Consider the following 17724-nt stretch of genomic DNA (forward strand, 5'->3'; position numbering starts at 1 on the left):
TCCTATCCTACCGCTCCAATTCTTTAAGGACGACGCTGGAAACAGTATCAATAAACTCTTCTTTAGAATTTGGCATTTCAGCACGATAGTAGCTGACTCCTAATTCGTCAGTAACTGCTTTGCATTCGATATCGTTATCGTAAAGCACCTCAAGGTGATCACAGACAAACCCGACAGGAGCAAATACGAATGCTTTATATTGATGTTCATTAAATAATTCCCTTGTTAAATCCTGGACATCAGGCCCCAGCCACGGTTCCGGTGTATTTCCGGCACTTTGCCAGCCAATCACATAATTTTTAACACCTGTACGTTTCGCAATTAAATCCGCTGTTTCTTGCAGTTGTTTTGGGTATGGGTCACCAAATTGTAAAATTTTCTCTGGCAGACTGTGTGCAGAAACGATTAGCATTGCTTCGTCTTCTTCTTCCTCGGGCATGGATTCAAATACTTGTGTTATCATATCTGCCCAATAATCGATAAATTTCGGTTCCTGATACCAGCTCTCTATGGTTTTAATTTTAAGGTTCCCCAATTTTGCTGCTTCTTCAACGGCACGTCCATTGTAGGATTGTACACTGAAGGTTGAAAAATGCGGGGCAAGGACAATACTAACCGCCTCTTCAATTCCATCTTTATGCATTTGTTTAACAGCATCCTCAATAAATGGGTCGATATGCTTCAATCCAAGATACATTTTAAACTCGATTTCGTCCTGGATTTTATTCAAATGCGCTTCAAGCTTCTCCGCTTGTTCTAGAGTTATTTTTGCTAATGGAGAGATGCCTCCAATTGCTTCATATCGATTGCGAAGGTCTTCAAGCATTGCATCAGTTGGTTTCCGGCCATGTCGAATATGGGTATAATATCTCTCTAAATCATCTAATTTATATGGGGTACCGTATGCCATTACGAGCAGTCCCATTTTCTTTTTTGTCATGTTCGCACCTCATTTTTAAGTCTTTCACTTTCTCCAGTGATGGAGGTATCACTTTATTGTGCCAAAAAATTGGACGACTTACCAATTTTAACACTTAACCGTGAGTCCTATCGACTTAATTTTGATGCTGAATACTCATGGATAAATGAAGTTAATTTTTTCAATGTTTCCGGGTTGACAGAAGGGAATACTCCATGACCTAAATTAAAGATGTATCCATCCTGATCCATGCCTTGGTCTAAGATCGCTTTAGCTCTTTCCTCAATGACTTCCCATGGAGCAAGCAAAATCGCAGGGTCAAGATTTCCTTGTACGGTTTTATGAATACCCAACTCTCTAGCCTGTTTGATCGGCAAGCGCCAATCTAAACCAACAACATCGAGCGGAAGGTCATTCCATTCTAATGCCAGATGACTTGCCCCGACACCAAACATGATCAATGGGACATTTTCTTCTTTTAATGAAGTAAAGATTCTATTCATTACTGGTTTAATGAAGTAACGATAATCCTCTACATTCAGGGCACCTACCCAAGAATCGAATATTTGGATCGCTTTTGCACCCGCTTTTATTTGAGACTTCACATATGTAATGGTCATATCACCTAGCTTATCCATTAACGCGAACCAAGCTTTTGGCTCCGTATACATAAAGGCTTTTGTTTTGTTATAGTTCTTCGATGGGCCGCCTTCAATCATATAGCTGGAGAGGGTGAATGGCGCACCGGAAAAACCAATTAATGGCACGGATAATTGTTCAGTTGTCAGTAATTTGATGGTTTCGAGCACATAGGGAACGTCTTCCTCAGGATTTATTTCGCCTAGTTTCTCTACATCGGCTAAAGAACGGATTGGATTGTCAATTACTGGTCCAATTCCACCCTTTATTTCAACCTGCATTCCGATTGCCGGAAGGGGTGTCATGATATCTTTATATAGAATTGCTGCGTCGACGTTATATTGCTCAACCGGCAAACGCGTTACATACGCACATAGCTCTGGCTGATGCGTTATTTCAAATAGCGAATACTTTTCTTTAATTTCTCGATATTCTGGCTGGGACCTCCCTGCCTGCCGCATATACCATACTGGAACGTAGTCGGTCTTCTCCCCTTTTGCAGCTTTTAAAAATGTTTCATTAATCGGTCTGGTCATAAAAAAAAGTCCACCTTTCAAAGACATGTCTGTTTTCCATTTTAATATATATCGGATGATTTTAAAAACATTCTAATATATAGACTGTCTTCACTATATCTATTAATCCTATTTCTGTATAGATAACGTGCATATCTGTCAAAAAAAATTCGTTTTTTACGTTTAATAAAATGTTTAAATTATAAGAACGAATTTTTTTAATCCCTTTCACCACTTTGGGTGTTTTTCATATTCTGTATTACATCCAACAGGGCTAGAGCCCAGTGGATAAAAGAAGGGGGGGAATTATATGATTGTTGAACTTACCGCTCTCCATTGGATTTATGTTGTCTTTATTGCACTAATTATCGGATTCATGGTGATGAGGAGGGATACAACCATTGTTTGTATTGCTGGGATATTCTTAATCGCTATTACTGCAACTGGCAGTTTAAGTCATTCCATTAGCAGTATTTTCAACAGTTTTAGTTATGCCATTACAGAATTATTGTCTACTATTCTCGTTATTTCCATTATTGTTGCCATGAGTAACACCTTAACCTCGACTGGGATTAATGCTGTCATGATTTCACCTTTTAGAAAGTTAATTCGCAACCCTACGCTTGCTTATTGGACCATTGGTATTCTGATGATGGTCATATCCTGGTTCTTCTGGCCTTCCCCTGCAGTCGCCCTCATCGGAGCTGTTCTTCTGCCAGTCGCTTATGAAGCTGGTTTGCCTGCACTGGGCACCGCCATGGCAATGAACTTGTTCGGTCATGGGATTGCTTTATCTGGGGATTTCGTGATTCAGGCTGCTCCAAAGCTAACTTCTGATGCAGCAGGTATTCCAATACAAGATGTTATTAATGCCAGCGTTCCTTTAGTTTTCACCATGGGGATTGTTACAACAGTTGCGGCATACTTCTTTTTAAGGAGAGATATGAAGCGGGGCGTCCTAAAAATAACAGACTCTGTTATACAAGACACTCATGTAGAAGAAATCAATCAGCCAGAACTTTTATCAGTTGCCCAAAAACGATTCTTCGCTATTTTAGTACCTTTATTATTTGCTGCTGATGTGGCCGCAATGACTATGTTAGATTTAACAGGCGGCGATGCAACCGCATTAATTGGCGGAACCTCTATCCTCATTTTATTGTTAATCACATTAACGAGCCATAAAAATAAGGGGCTTGAAAAAACTACTCAATATTTAATTGAAGGATTCACATTTGGGTTTAAAGTGTTTGGTCCTGTTATTCCAATTGCCGCTTTCTTCTATTTAGGCGATACCGGTTTTGGAAAAATTATCGGTGATTTCTTACCGAAAGCTTCACAAGGAATCGTCAACGATTTAGGTGTTGCTCTTGCCAATGTTGTGCCATTGAGTAAAGAAGTAGGAGCGGTTACATTAACTGCAGTTGGGGCAATTACTGGATTAGATGGTTCGGGATTCTCTGGGATTTCTTTAGCTGGTTCAGTTGCTGCCCTATTTGGCGCAGCCATCGGCAAAGGTATTGCTACCTTGACGGCACTTGGGCAAATTGCAGCGATTTGGGTAGGCGGCGGGGTACTCGTACCATGGGCTCTAATCCCAGCGGCCGCCATATGTAAAGTAGATCCATTCGACTTAGCCAGACGAAACCTTGTCCCAGTATGCATTGGTCTTGTTGTCACAACGATAGTTGCTATGTTTTTAATATAAACAAATAACTAGAGGCAGAAATTTATTCTGCCTCTAGTTATTTTACCCGCTTTTTAAAATATTTATAGATTAATAGTGAGAAAAACACCCATATGTACCCTAAAGCATATCCACCTAATACATCAGAAGGATAATGAACCTGCAAAATGATTCTGCTCGCCCCTATTAAAAGAAGTAAAATGGCGGCAGCACAGATTATAATGATCTTCACAGTTTTTGATTTGGCTGCTTCCATTAAAAGATAAGCAATTAAAAAATAAACAATCATCCCCACCATCGCGTGTCCGCTTGGATAGCTGTAACTTTTTACTTGGACAAGATGCTCCAGGTCAGGTCTTGGCCGGTCAAAAAGGTTTTTTAGAAGCTTACTCGCTTCATTACCTAAAGCTACTGACAAAGCAAAAACTGCAGCGCCCAAATAGTTTCTTTTCCTCAGTAATAACCAGGCAAGAGTTAGTAGGGCAACAACCCCAATCCCTTTTTTATCGCCCATTTCTGTTATCTGCACAAAAAAGGGAATGACTGAATCAGGGACATAGGATGCCCAGCCTGCCACGTTGTCATCAATTAAAAATAGACTGTTTAATGCAACTTTAATGGAGATGTATAACGTGATTAACACAGCGATGATGATAAATGTATAAGAATAATTCCATTTATTTTTAAGATCCATTCCTCAAAACCCTTTCTTACTAGTTAAATTACTTTTAAAAGTATAATGAAAGAAGACATAAAAATCTACATTTCAAGCAAAAAATGTTAAAATAGTTTGAAAATACATTCTTAATAATCAAAGGTTTGGGGGGTTACATATGTTAAATACACTCTTTGCTAAATTAGAAAACTATTATGATGAAATGGTCTCGATTCGAAGGCACATGCACCAGCATCCAGAACTTTCCTTTGAAGAATATGAAACAGCAAAATTTATTAAATCCTTTTATGAAAATTTAAATATTGAAGTCGAAGGGAATATTGGCGGAAATGGTGTGGTGGCAAGGATTTATGGGAAAAGGCCTGGTAAAACTGTTGCACTTAGAGCTGACTTCGATGCCCTGCCAATTCAGGACGAAAAGGATGTCCCCTACAAGTCATTAGTACCTGGCGTGATGCACGCTTGTGGACATGACGGTCATACCGCTACTCTCCTAGTACTAGCAAAAGCCTTAAATGAATTAAAAGATGAACTTGTAGGAAACTACGTCTTTATTCACCAGCATGCCGAAGAATATGCACCGGGCGGGGCGAAATCGATGATTGAGGCAGGATGTCTAAAGGGAGTAGATGTCATTTTCGGGACACATCTATGGGCAGGTGAACCTACAGGGAAGATTCAATATCGAACTGGACCGATTATGGCAGCGGCTGACAGGTTTGAAATTGATATTCAAGGAAAAGGTGGACATGGAGCCCAGCCTCATAAAACGAAGGATGCTATCGTTACTGCTTCACAGCTGGTATTAAATTTACAACAAATCGTCAGCCGCAAGGTTAATCCGGTTGAATCCGCTGTTGTAACAGTTGGCTCTTTTACGGCTCAAAATGCTTTTAATGTCATTGCAGATAAAGCTAAACTGATTGGTACCGTCCGCACGTTTAAAGAAGATATCCGCCAGTTCATCGAGGATGAAATGAAACGAATTATACATGGTACATGTTATTTGTCGGATTGCGGTTATGAGTATCATTATTTCAGAGGATACCCTGCGGTCGTAAATCATGCAAATGAAACAGAATTTTTAATTTCATGTGCTGAAGATGTACCTGAGGTTGTAACTATTGAAGAAACCGAGCCTCAAATGGGCGGCGAGGATTTCGCCTATTATTTACAGGAAATTCCGGGGACATTCTTTTATACAGGAGCGAAACCAGTCATTGATGATGCCGGTTACCCGCATCACCATCCTAAGTTTGATATAGATGAAAAAGCGATGCTAATTGCTGCAAAAACCCTCGGATCTGCCGCAATAAAATTTCAGAAATAATTAAAAGAACCCCTGAACAATTTTATAGTTCAGGGGCTTTTTGCAAAATTCTTAGCCTGAAGGCATTCATCGCTGTTTCTCCCAAATGCTTTAAGAGATTGTTATTGGCATAGGCACCAACAAATGCCCCAATCCCTGGGACAAGCTGCAACATTTTAACTAGATCAATATAATCGCGATATTCCTGCTGAAACTGGCGCCAATCCATTTCCACTAGCGCTTGTTTTCGTGTTTCCCAATTTTCAATCTCATATAAAGTATTTTTCCGAATTTCATCACTTGAAAAAGCAAGCTGAAAAACATGGAGAATAAATAATCTTTCCTCATAATTCTTGGTATCGAATCCATAAACAGCTGCTGTCTCAAAAAGATATTTCATTTTAATGGTAAGCAGTAATGGAAAATCAGCCAGTCCGAGTAAAATCCCTCCTGCACCTGTACCGGCTCCTTCGATTATAGCAGTCTTTTGAAACGTAGATATTTTTTTTCGAGCCAAGTCATCTCGTTCAGCTAATGTCATCCCGCGTGCCTGATCCATATTTGTCGTTACCTGTGATCCAAATAATGTTGCTTTGACCATCGCTTTAATACTCTCCGTCATCACCTCATGGACCTTTTCCGGAATGAATTCATTTATTTTTCCTTGAGCTTTTTTGGAGAGACGATTCATCATTCCTGACCGTCTCATTATTTTTCTTTTCCATTCTTCTACTTCTTCATAGACTGTCAATTCATATTCATTCATTTTTATGACCCACCCCTCCATAATAATTTATGCTTATTTACGGTGGAATCTGCCCACTGGTTTCAAATGGAGGATATATCTTTTATACGATTTTTACTGTAAAAATTTACAAAAATGAAGGTAAACAAAATTCCTCCAAGTAATGCTAGCAATGCAATAACCAGTTCACCTTTAATTAAAATGAACAAAGCGAAAATCACAGCCTGGACAATCATAATAGTCCTTAATAATGAATGGAATGCAGCTGATTTGTACATAGGAGCAACTGGATATAAATCAACCCATAGCTTGTTTTGATGTTGGTTCCATAATGGAAGAAGCTGAAAACCGGTTAAATATAAAAATAAAACACTTAAAAGAATTTGTCCCAGCCCAAACGATATAAAATAAATGGCTAATGTTCCAATTACTGTTAGGCGGATAAAAAGACCAAGGTAATCAGACGATCGCAGGAACGTTCTTGAAAACAAATAAAGGTATGTTTTGTCTTGCGAAAAGCTTATTCCATTAATAATGAAATCAAGCCATTTTCTTCTTTTGACCGTATCCTTTAACATAGGGACATCGGTAAAAAGATTAGCCAGCCGATAAAATGAAGCCATTCTTTTTTCTTCACCATCAATTAATAAATCCCACTTCAGCCCCATTCTTTTTGTTCGCATATAAAAGGAGTAATAATAAAAGGCCATGATTAAAACGATAAGGAAAAGGAGCAAAACGTTCGCCTGCTTAAATAATAAATAGGTAAAGACTGCATTCAATAAATAACGGACAACTAAGTCCCATCTATGCACAGACGATTGAACATAATAGTGGATTCTCCAGCTTGAAGCAAGATTCCATGCCTTTAAAGCTAACAAGACCACGAAAAACAGGAAAAAGCGGTGGAATCCGTCGCTGCTTATATGTGCATACATTGGCATTAATATGGCAAGAACCATTAATAGAACATATCCTTGAAAAAAAAGGCTGGCTATTCCTGAGCGAAAAAAATATCGTTTTAATTTGCTTTCGAGCGGTATTAAAAACACTTTATCCGCGTCCAATAAAAAATTATAAACCGGACTGTAGGTTAAGAATCCCCCCAAAATTATGGCCATGATGATTTCTGCCGGAAATCCAGAAGAAAGTCCCTCAATCCATTTTTGATAATAAAAGGCTGCCGTACCAATAAGAAATAACAAAACAATAACAAGATGCCCATTAAAAATATATCTAAGATACCTTCCTAAATCCTTTACACGAACCCCTGCCCGATCCTTCCAAAGCCTTTTTTCATCAAACATATTTTTCTTCCTTCGTTAATTGGATATATAAATCATCTAATGAAGCGGCAGGCATTGAAAATTGTTCCCTTAATTCCTCTAATGTTCCCTTTGCTCTAATTTTTCCTTCATGGAGGATTACAAAACGGTCACAATATTTTTCAGCAGTTGCCAAAATGTGGGTTGACATTAAAATACCTGCACCGCTTTCCTTCATTTTTTTCATTAAATCAAGTAAGGATTGGATTCCGAGGGGGTCTAGCCCGACAAAAGGTTCATCGACAATATAAAGAGCTGGCTGTACTAAGAATGCACACATGATCATTACCTTTTGTTTCATCCCTTTTGAAAAATGGGCTGGAAACCAGTTAAGGCGTTTTTCCATTCGAAATTCAGATAACAAAGGCGCAACTCTTGATTTATACGACGATTCATCCAGCCCATAGGCCATAGCTGTTAATTTCAAATGCTCGTCTAGTGTAAGCTCCTCATATAAAACAGGAGTTTCGGGAACGAAGGTGAACAAATGGCGATATGCCTCTTTATCCTCAGTAAAAGATTTTCCATTAATTTTTATGTACCCCTTGTGCGGTTCCATTAATCCGATGATATGTTTTATGGTCGTACTTTTTCCGGCTCCATTTAGTCCGATGAGACCAACCATTTCTTTTTCTTTTACTTCAAAAGAAACATCCTTTAATACCGGGTTTCTTGTGTATCCCCCGACAAGATTTTCAATTGTTAATAAAGACATTTTTTAACGTCCTTCCATAGCATGATTAAGGTTTATTTTATCAAAATGCGTTCAATAAAAATAGGAATTCAATTTTTCAATATTTTTTTGTATATTTCTTTCATATCCGGACATCATAATATTCGAAGGGGAAACAACTTACTTCGATGAAGCAATTCATCAAAATTTGAAATGAGGTGTCTGTTAAAGACATTTTCCATTCAAACAAGTGAGCTTCTCAATCGTATCAGATAAGGGGATGGTTGTTTTGTACAATGTGCATGGTAACCATTTGGAGTTCAAGTAACACCACTGTTTATCTTAAAAAAATAAACGGCAAATGAGGTGTTTACCGCAGATCGCCACCTGTTTTTATAAGTTGGGAAAACATATAAAAACACATATAGGGGATGGTCAGCTTGAACAATGATGTCTCTTTATAAAAACACTCTACGAAAAATGAGGTGTTTATCAAAGAACACTCCTAATTGAACGTCAAAATGAAGCAGGTCCCCTTCGAGAGGGCAGGATTCCATGCGAATCCTGTTCTTTTCTTTTTTATCCTGCTTTAATATGGTAAAATAAGACAAACATTTTATGAAAGGCTGTGAAATTAATGAGTGAATGTATTTTTTGTAAAATTGTCAATGGAGATATTCCTGCAGCAAAAGTATTTGAAAACGAACATGTTTTGGCTTTCTTGGATATTAGCCAGGTGACAAAAGGACATACGCTGGTTATTCCGAAAGTACATAAGGAAAATTTATTTGAATTAACACCTGAGATTGCCAGAAACCTTTTTGAGGTTGTCCCTTCTATTGCCAACGCTTTAAAACGTGAATATGAACCAATCGGACTTAACTCGATCAACAATAATGGTGAGCATGCTGGCCAATCCGTGTTTCATTACCATATGCACTTAATTCCGCGCTATGGTAAAGGTGATGGCTTTGGCGCTGTTTGGAAGAACAATCAAAGTGATTATACGCCGCAACAATTGCAGGAAATGGCAGCCAAAATTTCAAAACAGCTTTAATTTTAAAATAATCAGAAAATTATTTCTTTATTAATATTATATTATTATGTTATAATGAATTTAAGTTTTTCGCTGCAGGCAATGAGTGCACTGCAGGAGAAACAAATAGCTTAGAAGAGCAGAGGAGAGATGAGAAATGAATACAAAAAATCTTGTTGTTTTAGCATTGTTAGCGGGGATTGGGGTAGTTTTACACACGGTAATGCCATCATTCTTTGGAATTAAGCCAGACATGATGCTGGCTATGATGTTTTTAGGAATCGTCCTTATTCCAGAATTAAAAAGTGTCATGCTATTAGCTATTGTTACTGGTGTGCTGTCTGCATTAACAACTGGTTTTCCAGGCGGCCAAATTCCAAATATTATCGATAAACCTATTACTGCATTAGTCTTTTTTGGTTTGTTTTTGGCCTTGAAAAAATACCGGAATTCTGTTGTAAGTGTAGCTGTCTTAACTGCAGTGGGTACAGCTGTTTCAGGGACTGTCTTTTTAACAGCGGCGTATTTCATTGTCGGCTTACCTAATTCATTCGCATTACTATTCTCAGCAGGTGTATTACCCGCAATCGCACTAAATGCCATTACGATGTTTATTTTGTATCCAGTGGCTCTTTCAATTGTTAAAAGAACTAAATTATCTACAACTTCCGTCATTCAAAAATAATGGTCGGGATCCTTTTTAAGAAAAGAACCCAACAGGGTTCTTTTCTTAAATTCAAATATTACCAGATTTTATAAAAAATAAGAAAGCATGGAAGCAACGAGAAGGCAGATTCCACACCCTCCAGCTAATGCCGTTATTCTTTTCTTTAAAACTTGTTTCGGTGGATAGACACCAGGTCTTTTATAAGCTAATAAATATTTAAATGTGCCCAAAAAAAGGATGGCACTAAGGATAAAGAAAAATACAGTTGCACTCTTCATTTTTTGCCCCCTTTAAATATTAAAAAATTTCGCATTATTCTTGTAATTATTTATATGATAGATCGTCCATTCCTATGAACAAGGCTTATTTTTTGCATAAAAATGAAATATCAAGATAAAATTTTCATAATTTCTAAAAATTTTGTGAATTTATATCTTTATTAATTTTTATTTTATTGGCATAATGATAATAGAGAAATAATAAAGTAGGTGAAAATGGGGATGACAGAGAAACAATATTCAATGAAGGAAGCTTTCTTTTTTAGTCAACGAATTGCTCAATTAAGTAAAGCGCTATGGAAATCGATTGAGAAAGATTGGCAGCAATGGATTAAACCGTTTGATTTAAATATTAACGAACATCATATTCTATGGATTGCCCATCATTTAAATGGTGCTTCTATCTCGGATGTGGCAAAGTTCGGTGTGATGCATGTTTCTACAGCTTTTAATTTTTCAAAAAAGTTAGAAGAAAGAGGATTGCTTCAATTTTCTAAAAAAGAAAATGATAAGCGGAATACCTACATTCAACTAACTGAAAAAGGGGAAGACATTTTACTGCAATTAATGGAAACCTATGAGCCGGATAGCAATTCTGCATTTTCTGGTGCCCTTCCACTAAGAGAGCTGTATGGAAAATTCCCAGATTTTATTGAAACAATGGCAATTGTCCGCAATATTTATGGGGCGGATTTTATGGAGATTTTCGAACGTTCCTTCCATAACATAGAAAGTGAATTTACCGAAGAAAATGGTAAACTTCGTAAGGCTGAGAAGCCCGAACAAGAGCTTGCTTAGATGTATTTTTTGAACTCCAGAAACAATGTCTTGAAAAGGCCCTGCTTAATGCAGGCATTAAGTACTTCTTTTATTTCCAGTGATCCAGGTAAAGAAGCAGAAATTTCGTCAAAAAGCGGATGAAAGTATACATACCCTTCCGCTTTTTGTTCTTCTAATTTTATGCTCATTTCATCACATAATTGAAAGAAATTTTTTACTTCCTGTTTAGATATTCCCTTTTCAATAATGAGCTTATAAAATTCTAGCTTTGGATTGTTAAGGAGTTCTAAAAGCAGCTTTTGATGGTATTCAAGCAGGTTTATTTTTTGTAATAGCAATTCGTAATCTGTCATAATCAAGCCTCATTTCGGAACTTTAAAGTTAGCTTATTAACATTATTCACCTTTTTTAAATAAGGGTAAACCCTTTTTTTTAAGCCACTGTCTGAAATTTAATGCAAAGGAATAAAAAGTCTAATATTCTTCAACTCTTTTTGACTATCTTTTTTTCGTAATTTTTGATAATGTAGGTATCATAATGAACAACAAGGAGGGAATCGTTGATGATCTCCATTTTTATTGTCTTCGCTATTTTTATCTTGTTTTATGTAAATAAAATGACCAGTTCCCTTTGTATTCAAAAAGAAATTCCTGAAGAACGCCAGCATAAGGTTTTTCGTACCATTAATGTTCTAGTCACTATCCTTCTGATTTCTTCATATTTGGAAATTTTATATACATAATCCAACTGTTATCGTATTGCGGGACAAAGGATATGTAATGGACTCTAAACAATAAAAAATAGAAGCGATGAGGAAATCTCATCGCTTTTAGTTTACCATTTTGAAATTAATAAACCCAAGATGCTCCGATAATAATTAATAAAATGAAAAGAACAACGACTAACGCAAATCCTCCACCATATCCACCTGCACCAGACATATCTTTACCTCCCTTCAGCAAACTTTAAATTTTTTAGTAAATCCAGGAAGCTCCAACAATAATCAATAGTATGAAAAGTACTACAATTAGAGCGAAGCCAGCTCCATATCCACCACTCATCGTAATACCTCCTTTTTCATTTGCTACCATATACTATTCAACCGGTATTCATTTCGTTTAGGCATTTGCCAAAATTTTTTGGAAAAGTCTAGAGTGGATTTGTGCAATATTCAAAAAACAAACACAGTTTTTATTTTTGCAGTAGTTGCCATTTATGTTATAGTAGAATTTGTGGACAAGAATAAACTGTTTAGGAGAGATTTCAACATGAAAAAATGGATATTAGCCCTTTCTTTAGCAAGTGGGGTACTTGCGTTAAGTGCTTGTAATCAAAGCGGATCTGATACAGTTGCAGAGAGTAAGGTTGGTAATGTAACCCAAGAAGATCTTTACAATTCGATGAAGACAAAATATGGTGAACAAGCCCTCCAGCAACTTGTTTATGAAAAGGTTCTTTCTAAGAAGTACAAGGTAACCGATAAAGAATTAAATGACAAGATTGACCAATTAAAATCGGATCTGGGTGCAAACTTTGAAACTACCCTTGCTCAATATGGGTACAAAAGTGAAGATGATTTAAAGAAAACGATGAAGCTTGGCATGCTTCAAGAAAAAGCTGCGCTGAAGGATGTCAAAGCAACAGAAAAAGAAATGAAGGACTACTATGATAACTATAAGCCAGAAATTAAGGCACGCCACATTCTTGTTGCTGATGAAAAAACTGCAAATGAAGTAAAGAAAAAACTTGATGGCGGTGCTAAGTTTGAAGATGTTGCTAAAGAATATTCAACAGATACAGCATCAGCGCAAAACGGTGGCGATTTAGGCTGGTTTGGTACTGGAAAAATGGATCCTGATTTTGAAAAAGCTGCCTATGCATTAAAAGTGAATGAAATTAGTGCTCCAGTGAAAACACAATTTGGCTATCATATTATTCAGGTTACCGACAAAAAAGAGAAAAAATCCTATGCTGACATGAAGAAAGAAATTGAATATCAAGTAAAATCATCTAAATTAACTAGCGATGACATTAACAAAGCTATGGAGCGCGAGCTTAAAGCTGCAAACGTAAAAATAAATGATAAAGACCTTAAAGATGCACTGAAGCCACAAACTTCAGCAGCTGCTGGACAATAATAAAAAAAGCGGAAGCGCCCCATTTGGCGTTTCCGCTTTTTTTATTCACCTGTGGCCTTTAGTTCTTCTCTCTTTTCTTTTTCGCGTTCAAGACGTTTTATATAGATTTCACCTTCTTGCTCAATGTTTTCTAGTTCAAGCCTTCGCTCTTCTCTGCCTGTTTTAATGGCCATGAGTGCACTTACTACAATTCCAACCACAACTGCATAAATCCAAATAGGAATAGTCAATATCATTTGCTCCTTTCATTAGTGGCTGTCCACTTTTTATTAACAACATATTCATTACGATAAAAAAAAATAACCCATGATGGGTTATTTTATTTATGAAAAACTGGCTTATAGAATGACCGATTATCCAATGCATAAATTCGCTCAGAAAATTCACCAGGCTTTACTCTTTCGAGAGCTCGGTCAAGCATATTCATTTTTGCATCGAGGTTATCAATATAATGAAGAATCTCCGCCTCTTTAATTAATGGCGGTTTCGGGCTGCCCCATTCAGCTTTACCATGATGGCTTAGAACCAAATGCTGAAGTATAAGCACTTCCTCACCTGTAATTCCCAGTTCCTCGGCTGCTTTGCCGATTTCATTGATCATAATGGTGATGTGCCCCAGTAAATTACCTTGGATCGTATAGACGGTCGAAATGGGTCCGGATAACTCCATTACTTTTCCCATATCGTGCAAGATCACTCCTGCATAGAGTAAGTCTTTATCAAGACTGGGATACAAGGATGCAATTGCCTTCGCCAGGTCCAGCATGCTAACAACGTGATAGGCTAGTCCTGAGACAAACTCATGATGGTTTTTTGTTGCTGCTGGGTATTCCAGGAACGCCTTTTGATGTTTTTTGATTAAATGACGAGTAATTCGTTGGATGTTTGGATTTTTCATTTCAAAAATATATGAGGTCAGCTTGCTGACCATCTCATCTTGACTTAGCGGAGCTGTTTCGAGAAAGTCATCTAATTTAACGCCATCTGATGGTCCAGATCGTCGAATCTGACGAATTTTTAATTGGCTTTTCCCGCGATAATTTTGTAAATCCCCCTGAATTTTGACAATATTTTGGGCTGCGTAGTTTTTTTCTTCCTCTTCACCAACATCCCAGAGCTTTGCCTCTATCTCACCGCTTTGGTCCTGAAGGATTAACGTCAAAAACGGCTTGCCATTACTCGCAATTCCTTTTGTTGAACTTTTTATTAATAAAAATAATTCAACCTGTTCCCCAATCTCATAATGCAATACACCTTTAGCCAACATATCCACGCTCCTTCTTATAGTACGAGTATAACATACCTGGCTATAACTCTATGAAATAATCTGAACAGCACCTTTTTCCAACCGAAGAACATTTTCCTTTTTAAAATAATGAAGGATATGACTATGGCACGTGAAAAATAAAATCTGATTCCTATCCAATTGATTAAGAAGCTGAATAACTTTTTCAGTCCTGCCGGCATCAAAATTTACAAAACTATCGTCAATGATGATTGGGAAATGGTAGTTTTCATAAAGTGTAGTTGCCAAGGCAAGCCGAACTGCTAAATAAAGCTGTTCTGTCGTCGCTTGACTTAGTTCATTCGCTTCAAATAATGTATGGTCTTCCCTTTCAACTAAAAAGCCAGTACCTGATTTTTGCAGATGAATCTTTTGATAGCTGCCATTTGTTAGAAATGATAGATATCCTTCTGCCTTTGATAACATCCTTGGTAGATGAATATTCTTGTACCTTTCAATTGTACCTACAAGAATATCCTGTGCCAAACTATAAACCGACCACTCTTTGGCTGTTTCTTCTAATTCAAATTTTTTCTGTTTATAGTGATGTAGAATATCGGAATACAAACCGCCTTCTTCAAGTGCCTGTATTTCGTATTTTATTGATGCCAGCTCCTCTTGGAGGTTCTTTAATTTTGCTTGTAAACCTTGTATTTGGCGATTACATTCAATCAATAATTCCTCACCATTTTGAAGTTGTAAATAGCTGTCTCTTTCCGGCTCTGAAAGTATGGAGAAATGCAGTTGGTTTTGAATGAATTCAAGACGTTCAAGAAGCTTTCCCTGCTTTGCTGCTTTTTCACCAAGTTCATAGTATTTTTGCTCTGAATCTACCTCAGCATCATCTATGAGCTTTTGGTATTCAAGCTGAAGATGGCCCTGTTCTTGCTTTTTAAGCTGCAATTCAGCTTCAAGGTCGGCTAATTTTGAAACTCTTTCTTGACTCTTAATCTGTTTTTCATGCTCTTCCTTAAGCTTATTTCGCACTAAATAAGCTGTTTTTTGTAATTCCACACTCATCTCCGGCAAATACCTACTTGCAATTATATTAAGGTCTTTCACAATTTCAGCTTGCTGTTGATTAATGTGCTCAAGTCTTTCAAGCATTTGTTTTTTCTCACGTAATACTGATTTATATTGTTCAATTAAATGGAAGGCTTCCTGCAAGAAAGTATTGGCAATATATTCAGGAATCTTTAATTCACTGCTTATAGAAAACAGCTGTTCCTTATTTTGTGCCGCTTCTAGTTCCCATTCCTCAAACTTAGTAATTACCTTTTCATAATGCTTTTGCTGTTGTTCTAATTTAATTTTCAACTTTTGCAGCTGATCATGACGGAGATTATCCAGCCTTAATTGTTCCTCCAACTGTGAAAAATCTTTAATTTCAGCTGATTGTAATTTTTGAAGGATTGCTTTTTCCTTTTCTTTTAATTCCGTAAGCATTGGATCAACAGTCTTCTGTTTGGAATTATTAAGGCTTCTAATCATGAAAAAGGTGATTATCAAGCATCCAAGACACCCAAATGCTAATAAAGCAACCTGCTTGGTTAACAATCCATATAAAGCTATTGCTAGTAATATTAGATCAGAAATAACAAATTGAAACCTTCTCTGCTTAACAAACCTTTCCTTTTCATTCTTTTCCCGTTCAAGTGCCTGTTGGTAAAATTCAAATTTATCTTGTGTAGACTTTAATTCTGCCTCCAAGCTTTTTTTATCATTTCCTTGGTTAACTTGTTCAACAAGCAGATCTCTTTTTTGATTTGGTAAACAAACGGATTCTGTTAAGCGGATTTCTGTTTCAATTTCCTGCAGATTGTTTTTTTCTTCTCTAAATTGCGCCTCCAGGTCTTCTTTAGCTTCCTCAAGCTTTTGCTGTTTTCGCGAGACCCTTTCTACCTGATTTTTCATATAAATATTAGTATTAATCGAGAGAATTTCTTCTTCATTAATATTCAAATGAAGTCTTTCTTTAATGGCCGCAAGCTTTTCTTCAATTTCTAGCAATTTTGTTTCACACTGCTGCTTTTCAAGTTTCAATTGATCATGAAGAGGTACTTGATCGAGTGATGATAAAATTGCTGCTTCATTTTCCAAAATAGAATGCTCAGGCTGAATATCTTCTAGTTCATTTTTTATTTGGATAATTCTTTCCTCTAGGCTGGCAATTTGGGCATTATAAGGATGAATGAGCTGAGTTAATTTTTCTATTCTTTCAATTCCACGTGTAGGAAAGGCTATTTCTCCTAGTTCAGCGAGATCTTTTTTCGTCCATTTTTCCTCTTTTACGATTGCCTCAATTCTTTTCCATTCGGATAGTTTTTCTACCTTTTCATGCATTTTAGCAAGGGAATAATTTACATTTTCCATTTCCTGCTGGAGCTTTTCTTTTTTATCGACAAGAAGTTCGTAGTCCTTATTTTTTGCTGCTGCTTTTTTTAATTCTGCATTAATTTCATGAAGTTCTTGAAGTTTTTCATTTATAATAGGTTTCTTACCGGATGGTTTAAAGCGGAAATCTAATTCCTTTTGTAAAATGGATTCGGTTTTCGCTAATTTTTCCGTCCCTAAGGTCCCTGCGGAAAATAAAAACCTTCCAATTTCTTCACCCTTCATTTGATGAATATTTTGCAGCCCTTGTAAATTAAAGGAAAAAACCGCCTGAAATAGACCCTTGTCGAAATTTTCAAGTATTTCTTTCAGCAGTTCCTCGCCGCCAACCTTTCCATTGTCAATGATAACCGTTACGTCACCTGCTGCTTTGCCCTTTACTCGTTCAATGACTGCATATCCGTAATCTTCATGATAAACTTTTATTTTCCCCCCATATTTATGGTGATGTTTCGGCTCGTAGCGAAGTTCAGTTTGTTGTTTCGTAGGGAACCCAAAGAAGACACCATGAATAAAGGCCATTATCGTCGATTTTCCGGCTTCGTTTTCACCAAAAAAAACTTGGAATTCGGATATGTCATTGATTTTTACATTCTCAAGTTGACCATAGCCATAAATCTGCAGCTCGACAATTTTCAATATGGATTCACTCCCTTCT

Annotated in this window: 20 protein-coding genes; 7 read left to right on the forward strand and 13 right to left on the reverse strand. The window is 36.9% G+C overall.

The genetic code is table 11. From position 1 onward, the window contains the following. Positions 1-7: 7 nt before the first annotated feature. Complete coding sequence (hemH, locus tag LC455_RS18395; RefSeq protein ID WP_223592922.1) at positions 8-940, reverse strand: ferrochelatase; 933 nt, start codon at positions 938-940, stop codon at positions 8-10. Positions 941-1047: 107 nt separating this feature from the next. Continuing rightward, positions 1048-2094 (reverse strand): uroporphyrinogen decarboxylase, encoded by a 1047-nt coding sequence (gene hemE, locus LC455_RS18400; RefSeq protein ID WP_223592923.1) that lies wholly within the window; start codon positions 2092-2094, stop codon positions 1048-1050. A 289-nt stretch (positions 2095-2383) separates the two neighbouring features. On the opposite strand from hemE, the gene LC455_RS18405 reads away from it, so the two are divergent. Continuing rightward, positions 2384-3781 carry a hypothetical protein gene (locus LC455_RS18405; RefSeq protein WP_223592925.1) on the forward strand — a complete coding sequence of 466 codons (1398 nt, stop codon included), beginning with the start codon at positions 2384-2386 and terminating at the stop codon, positions 3779-3781. 37 nt (positions 3782-3818) lie between these two features. Here the strand turns inward: LC455_RS18405 and LC455_RS18410 are convergent, their stop codons facing one another. Next, positions 3819-4454 carry a phosphatase PAP2 family protein gene (locus tag LC455_RS18410; protein ID WP_223592926.1) on the reverse strand — a complete coding sequence of 212 codons (636 nt, stop codon included), beginning with the start codon at positions 4452-4454 and terminating at the stop codon, positions 3819-3821. Positions 4455-4593: 139 nt separating this feature from the next. Between LC455_RS18410 and LC455_RS18415 the strand changes: the two genes are divergently transcribed. After that, on the forward strand, positions 4594-5766 hold the full coding sequence (locus LC455_RS18415) for a M20 family metallopeptidase (RefSeq protein WP_223592928.1): 1173 nt from the start codon (positions 4594-4596) through the stop codon (positions 5764-5766). 22 nt (positions 5767-5788) lie between these two features. On the opposite strand, the gene LC455_RS18420 is transcribed toward LC455_RS18415, so the two are convergent. The 3 genes from LC455_RS18420 to LC455_RS18430 all read right to left on the reverse strand — a co-directional run bounded on the left by LC455_RS18420 (position 5789) and on the right by LC455_RS18430 (position 8530). Next, positions 5789-6511 carry an EcsC family protein gene (locus LC455_RS18420; RefSeq protein WP_223592930.1) on the reverse strand — a complete coding sequence of 241 codons (723 nt, stop codon included), beginning with the start codon at positions 6509-6511 and terminating at the stop codon, positions 5789-5791. Between the two features lie 62 nt (positions 6512-6573). Then, complete coding sequence (locus LC455_RS18425) at positions 6574-7797, reverse strand: ABC transporter permease (protein ID WP_223592933.1); 1224 nt, start codon at positions 7795-7797, stop codon at positions 6574-6576. Continuing rightward, positions 7790-8530: an ABC transporter ATP-binding protein gene (locus LC455_RS18430; RefSeq protein WP_223592934.1), complete on the reverse strand. Its 741-nt coding sequence runs from the start codon at positions 8528-8530 to the stop codon at positions 7790-7792. Before LC455_RS18430 ends, LC455_RS18425 begins: the two co-directional genes overlap by 8 nt. Before the next feature lie 595 nt (positions 8531-9125). On the opposite strand from LC455_RS18430, the gene LC455_RS18435 reads away from it, so the two are divergent. Then, on the forward strand, positions 9126-9545 hold the full coding sequence (locus LC455_RS18435; RefSeq protein ID WP_223592936.1) for an HIT family protein: 420 nt from the start codon (positions 9126-9128) through the stop codon (positions 9543-9545). A gap of 136 nt (positions 9546-9681) precedes the next feature. Next, a complete protein-coding gene (locus LC455_RS18440) occupies positions 9682-10209 on the forward strand; it encodes a tryptophan transporter (protein ID WP_223592938.1) in 528 nt (175 codons plus the stop codon). A 68-nt stretch (positions 10210-10277) separates the two neighbouring features. On the opposite strand, the gene LC455_RS18445 is transcribed toward LC455_RS18440, so the two are convergent. After that, complete coding sequence (locus LC455_RS18445; protein WP_223592940.1) at positions 10278-10469, reverse strand: hypothetical protein; 192 nt, start codon at positions 10467-10469, stop codon at positions 10278-10280. Positions 10470-10691: 222 nt separating this feature from the next. Between LC455_RS18445 and LC455_RS18450 the strand changes: the two genes are divergently transcribed. After that, positions 10692-11267, forward strand: coding sequence for an HTH-type transcriptional regulator Hpr (locus LC455_RS18450; protein ID WP_223592942.1), 576 nt, complete (start codon positions 10692-10694; stop codon positions 11265-11267). On the opposite strand, the gene LC455_RS18455 is transcribed toward LC455_RS18450, so the two are convergent. After that, the gene (locus LC455_RS18455) at positions 11264-11602 is read right to left on the reverse strand and encodes a DUF1878 family protein (protein WP_223592944.1); all 339 of its coding nucleotides are present in this window, start codon (positions 11600-11602) and stop codon (positions 11264-11266) included. The two genes, LC455_RS18450 and LC455_RS18455, sit on opposite strands and share 4 nt — an antisense overlap. Before the next feature lie 209 nt (positions 11603-11811). Here LC455_RS18455 and LC455_RS18460 point away from each other — a divergent pair, with 209 nt between their 5' ends. After that, positions 11812-11991 (forward strand): hypothetical protein, encoded by a 180-nt coding sequence (locus tag LC455_RS18460; RefSeq protein ID WP_213116688.1) that lies wholly within the window; start codon positions 11812-11814, stop codon positions 11989-11991. A 106-nt stretch (positions 11992-12097) separates the two neighbouring features. On the opposite strand, the gene LC455_RS18465 is transcribed toward LC455_RS18460, so the two are convergent. Both LC455_RS18465 and LC455_RS18470 read right to left on the reverse strand, forming a co-directional pair. Beyond that, positions 12098-12190: a YjcZ family sporulation protein gene (locus LC455_RS18465; protein WP_223592945.1), complete on the reverse strand. Its 93-nt coding sequence runs from the start codon at positions 12188-12190 to the stop codon at positions 12098-12100. Positions 12191-12223: 33 nt separating this feature from the next. After that, positions 12224-12310: a YjcZ family sporulation protein gene (locus LC455_RS18470; protein WP_223593141.1), complete on the reverse strand. Its 87-nt coding sequence runs from the start codon at positions 12308-12310 to the stop codon at positions 12224-12226. Positions 12311-12517: 207 nt separating this feature from the next. Here LC455_RS18470 and LC455_RS18475 point away from each other — a divergent pair, with 207 nt between their 5' ends. Further along, positions 12518-13387, forward strand: a complete 870-nt coding sequence (locus LC455_RS18475) for a peptidylprolyl isomerase (protein ID WP_223592946.1) — start codon at positions 12518-12520, stop codon at positions 13385-13387. Positions 13388-13428: 41 nt separating this feature from the next. Here LC455_RS18475 and LC455_RS18480 read toward each other — a convergent pair whose 3' ends face one another. The 3 genes from LC455_RS18480 to LC455_RS18490 all read right to left on the reverse strand — a co-directional run bounded on the left by LC455_RS18480 (position 13429) and on the right by LC455_RS18490 (position 17705). After that, a complete protein-coding gene (locus tag LC455_RS18480) occupies positions 13429-13623 on the reverse strand; it encodes a sporulation YhaL family protein (protein ID WP_420491622.1) in 195 nt (64 codons plus the stop codon). 83 nt (positions 13624-13706) lie between these two features. Beyond that, positions 13707-14654 carry a 3'-5' exoribonuclease YhaM gene (yhaM, locus tag LC455_RS18485; protein WP_440446412.1) on the reverse strand — a complete coding sequence of 316 codons (948 nt, stop codon included), beginning with the start codon at positions 14652-14654 and terminating at the stop codon, positions 13707-13709. Positions 14655-14702: 48 nt separating this feature from the next. Further along, the gene (locus tag LC455_RS18490) at positions 14703-17705 is read right to left on the reverse strand and encodes an ATP-binding protein (protein WP_223592948.1); all 3003 of its coding nucleotides are present in this window, start codon (positions 17703-17705) and stop codon (positions 14703-14705) included. Positions 17706-17724: the final 19 nt, after the last annotated feature.

This window comes from Neobacillus bataviensis, assembly GCF_019969725.1.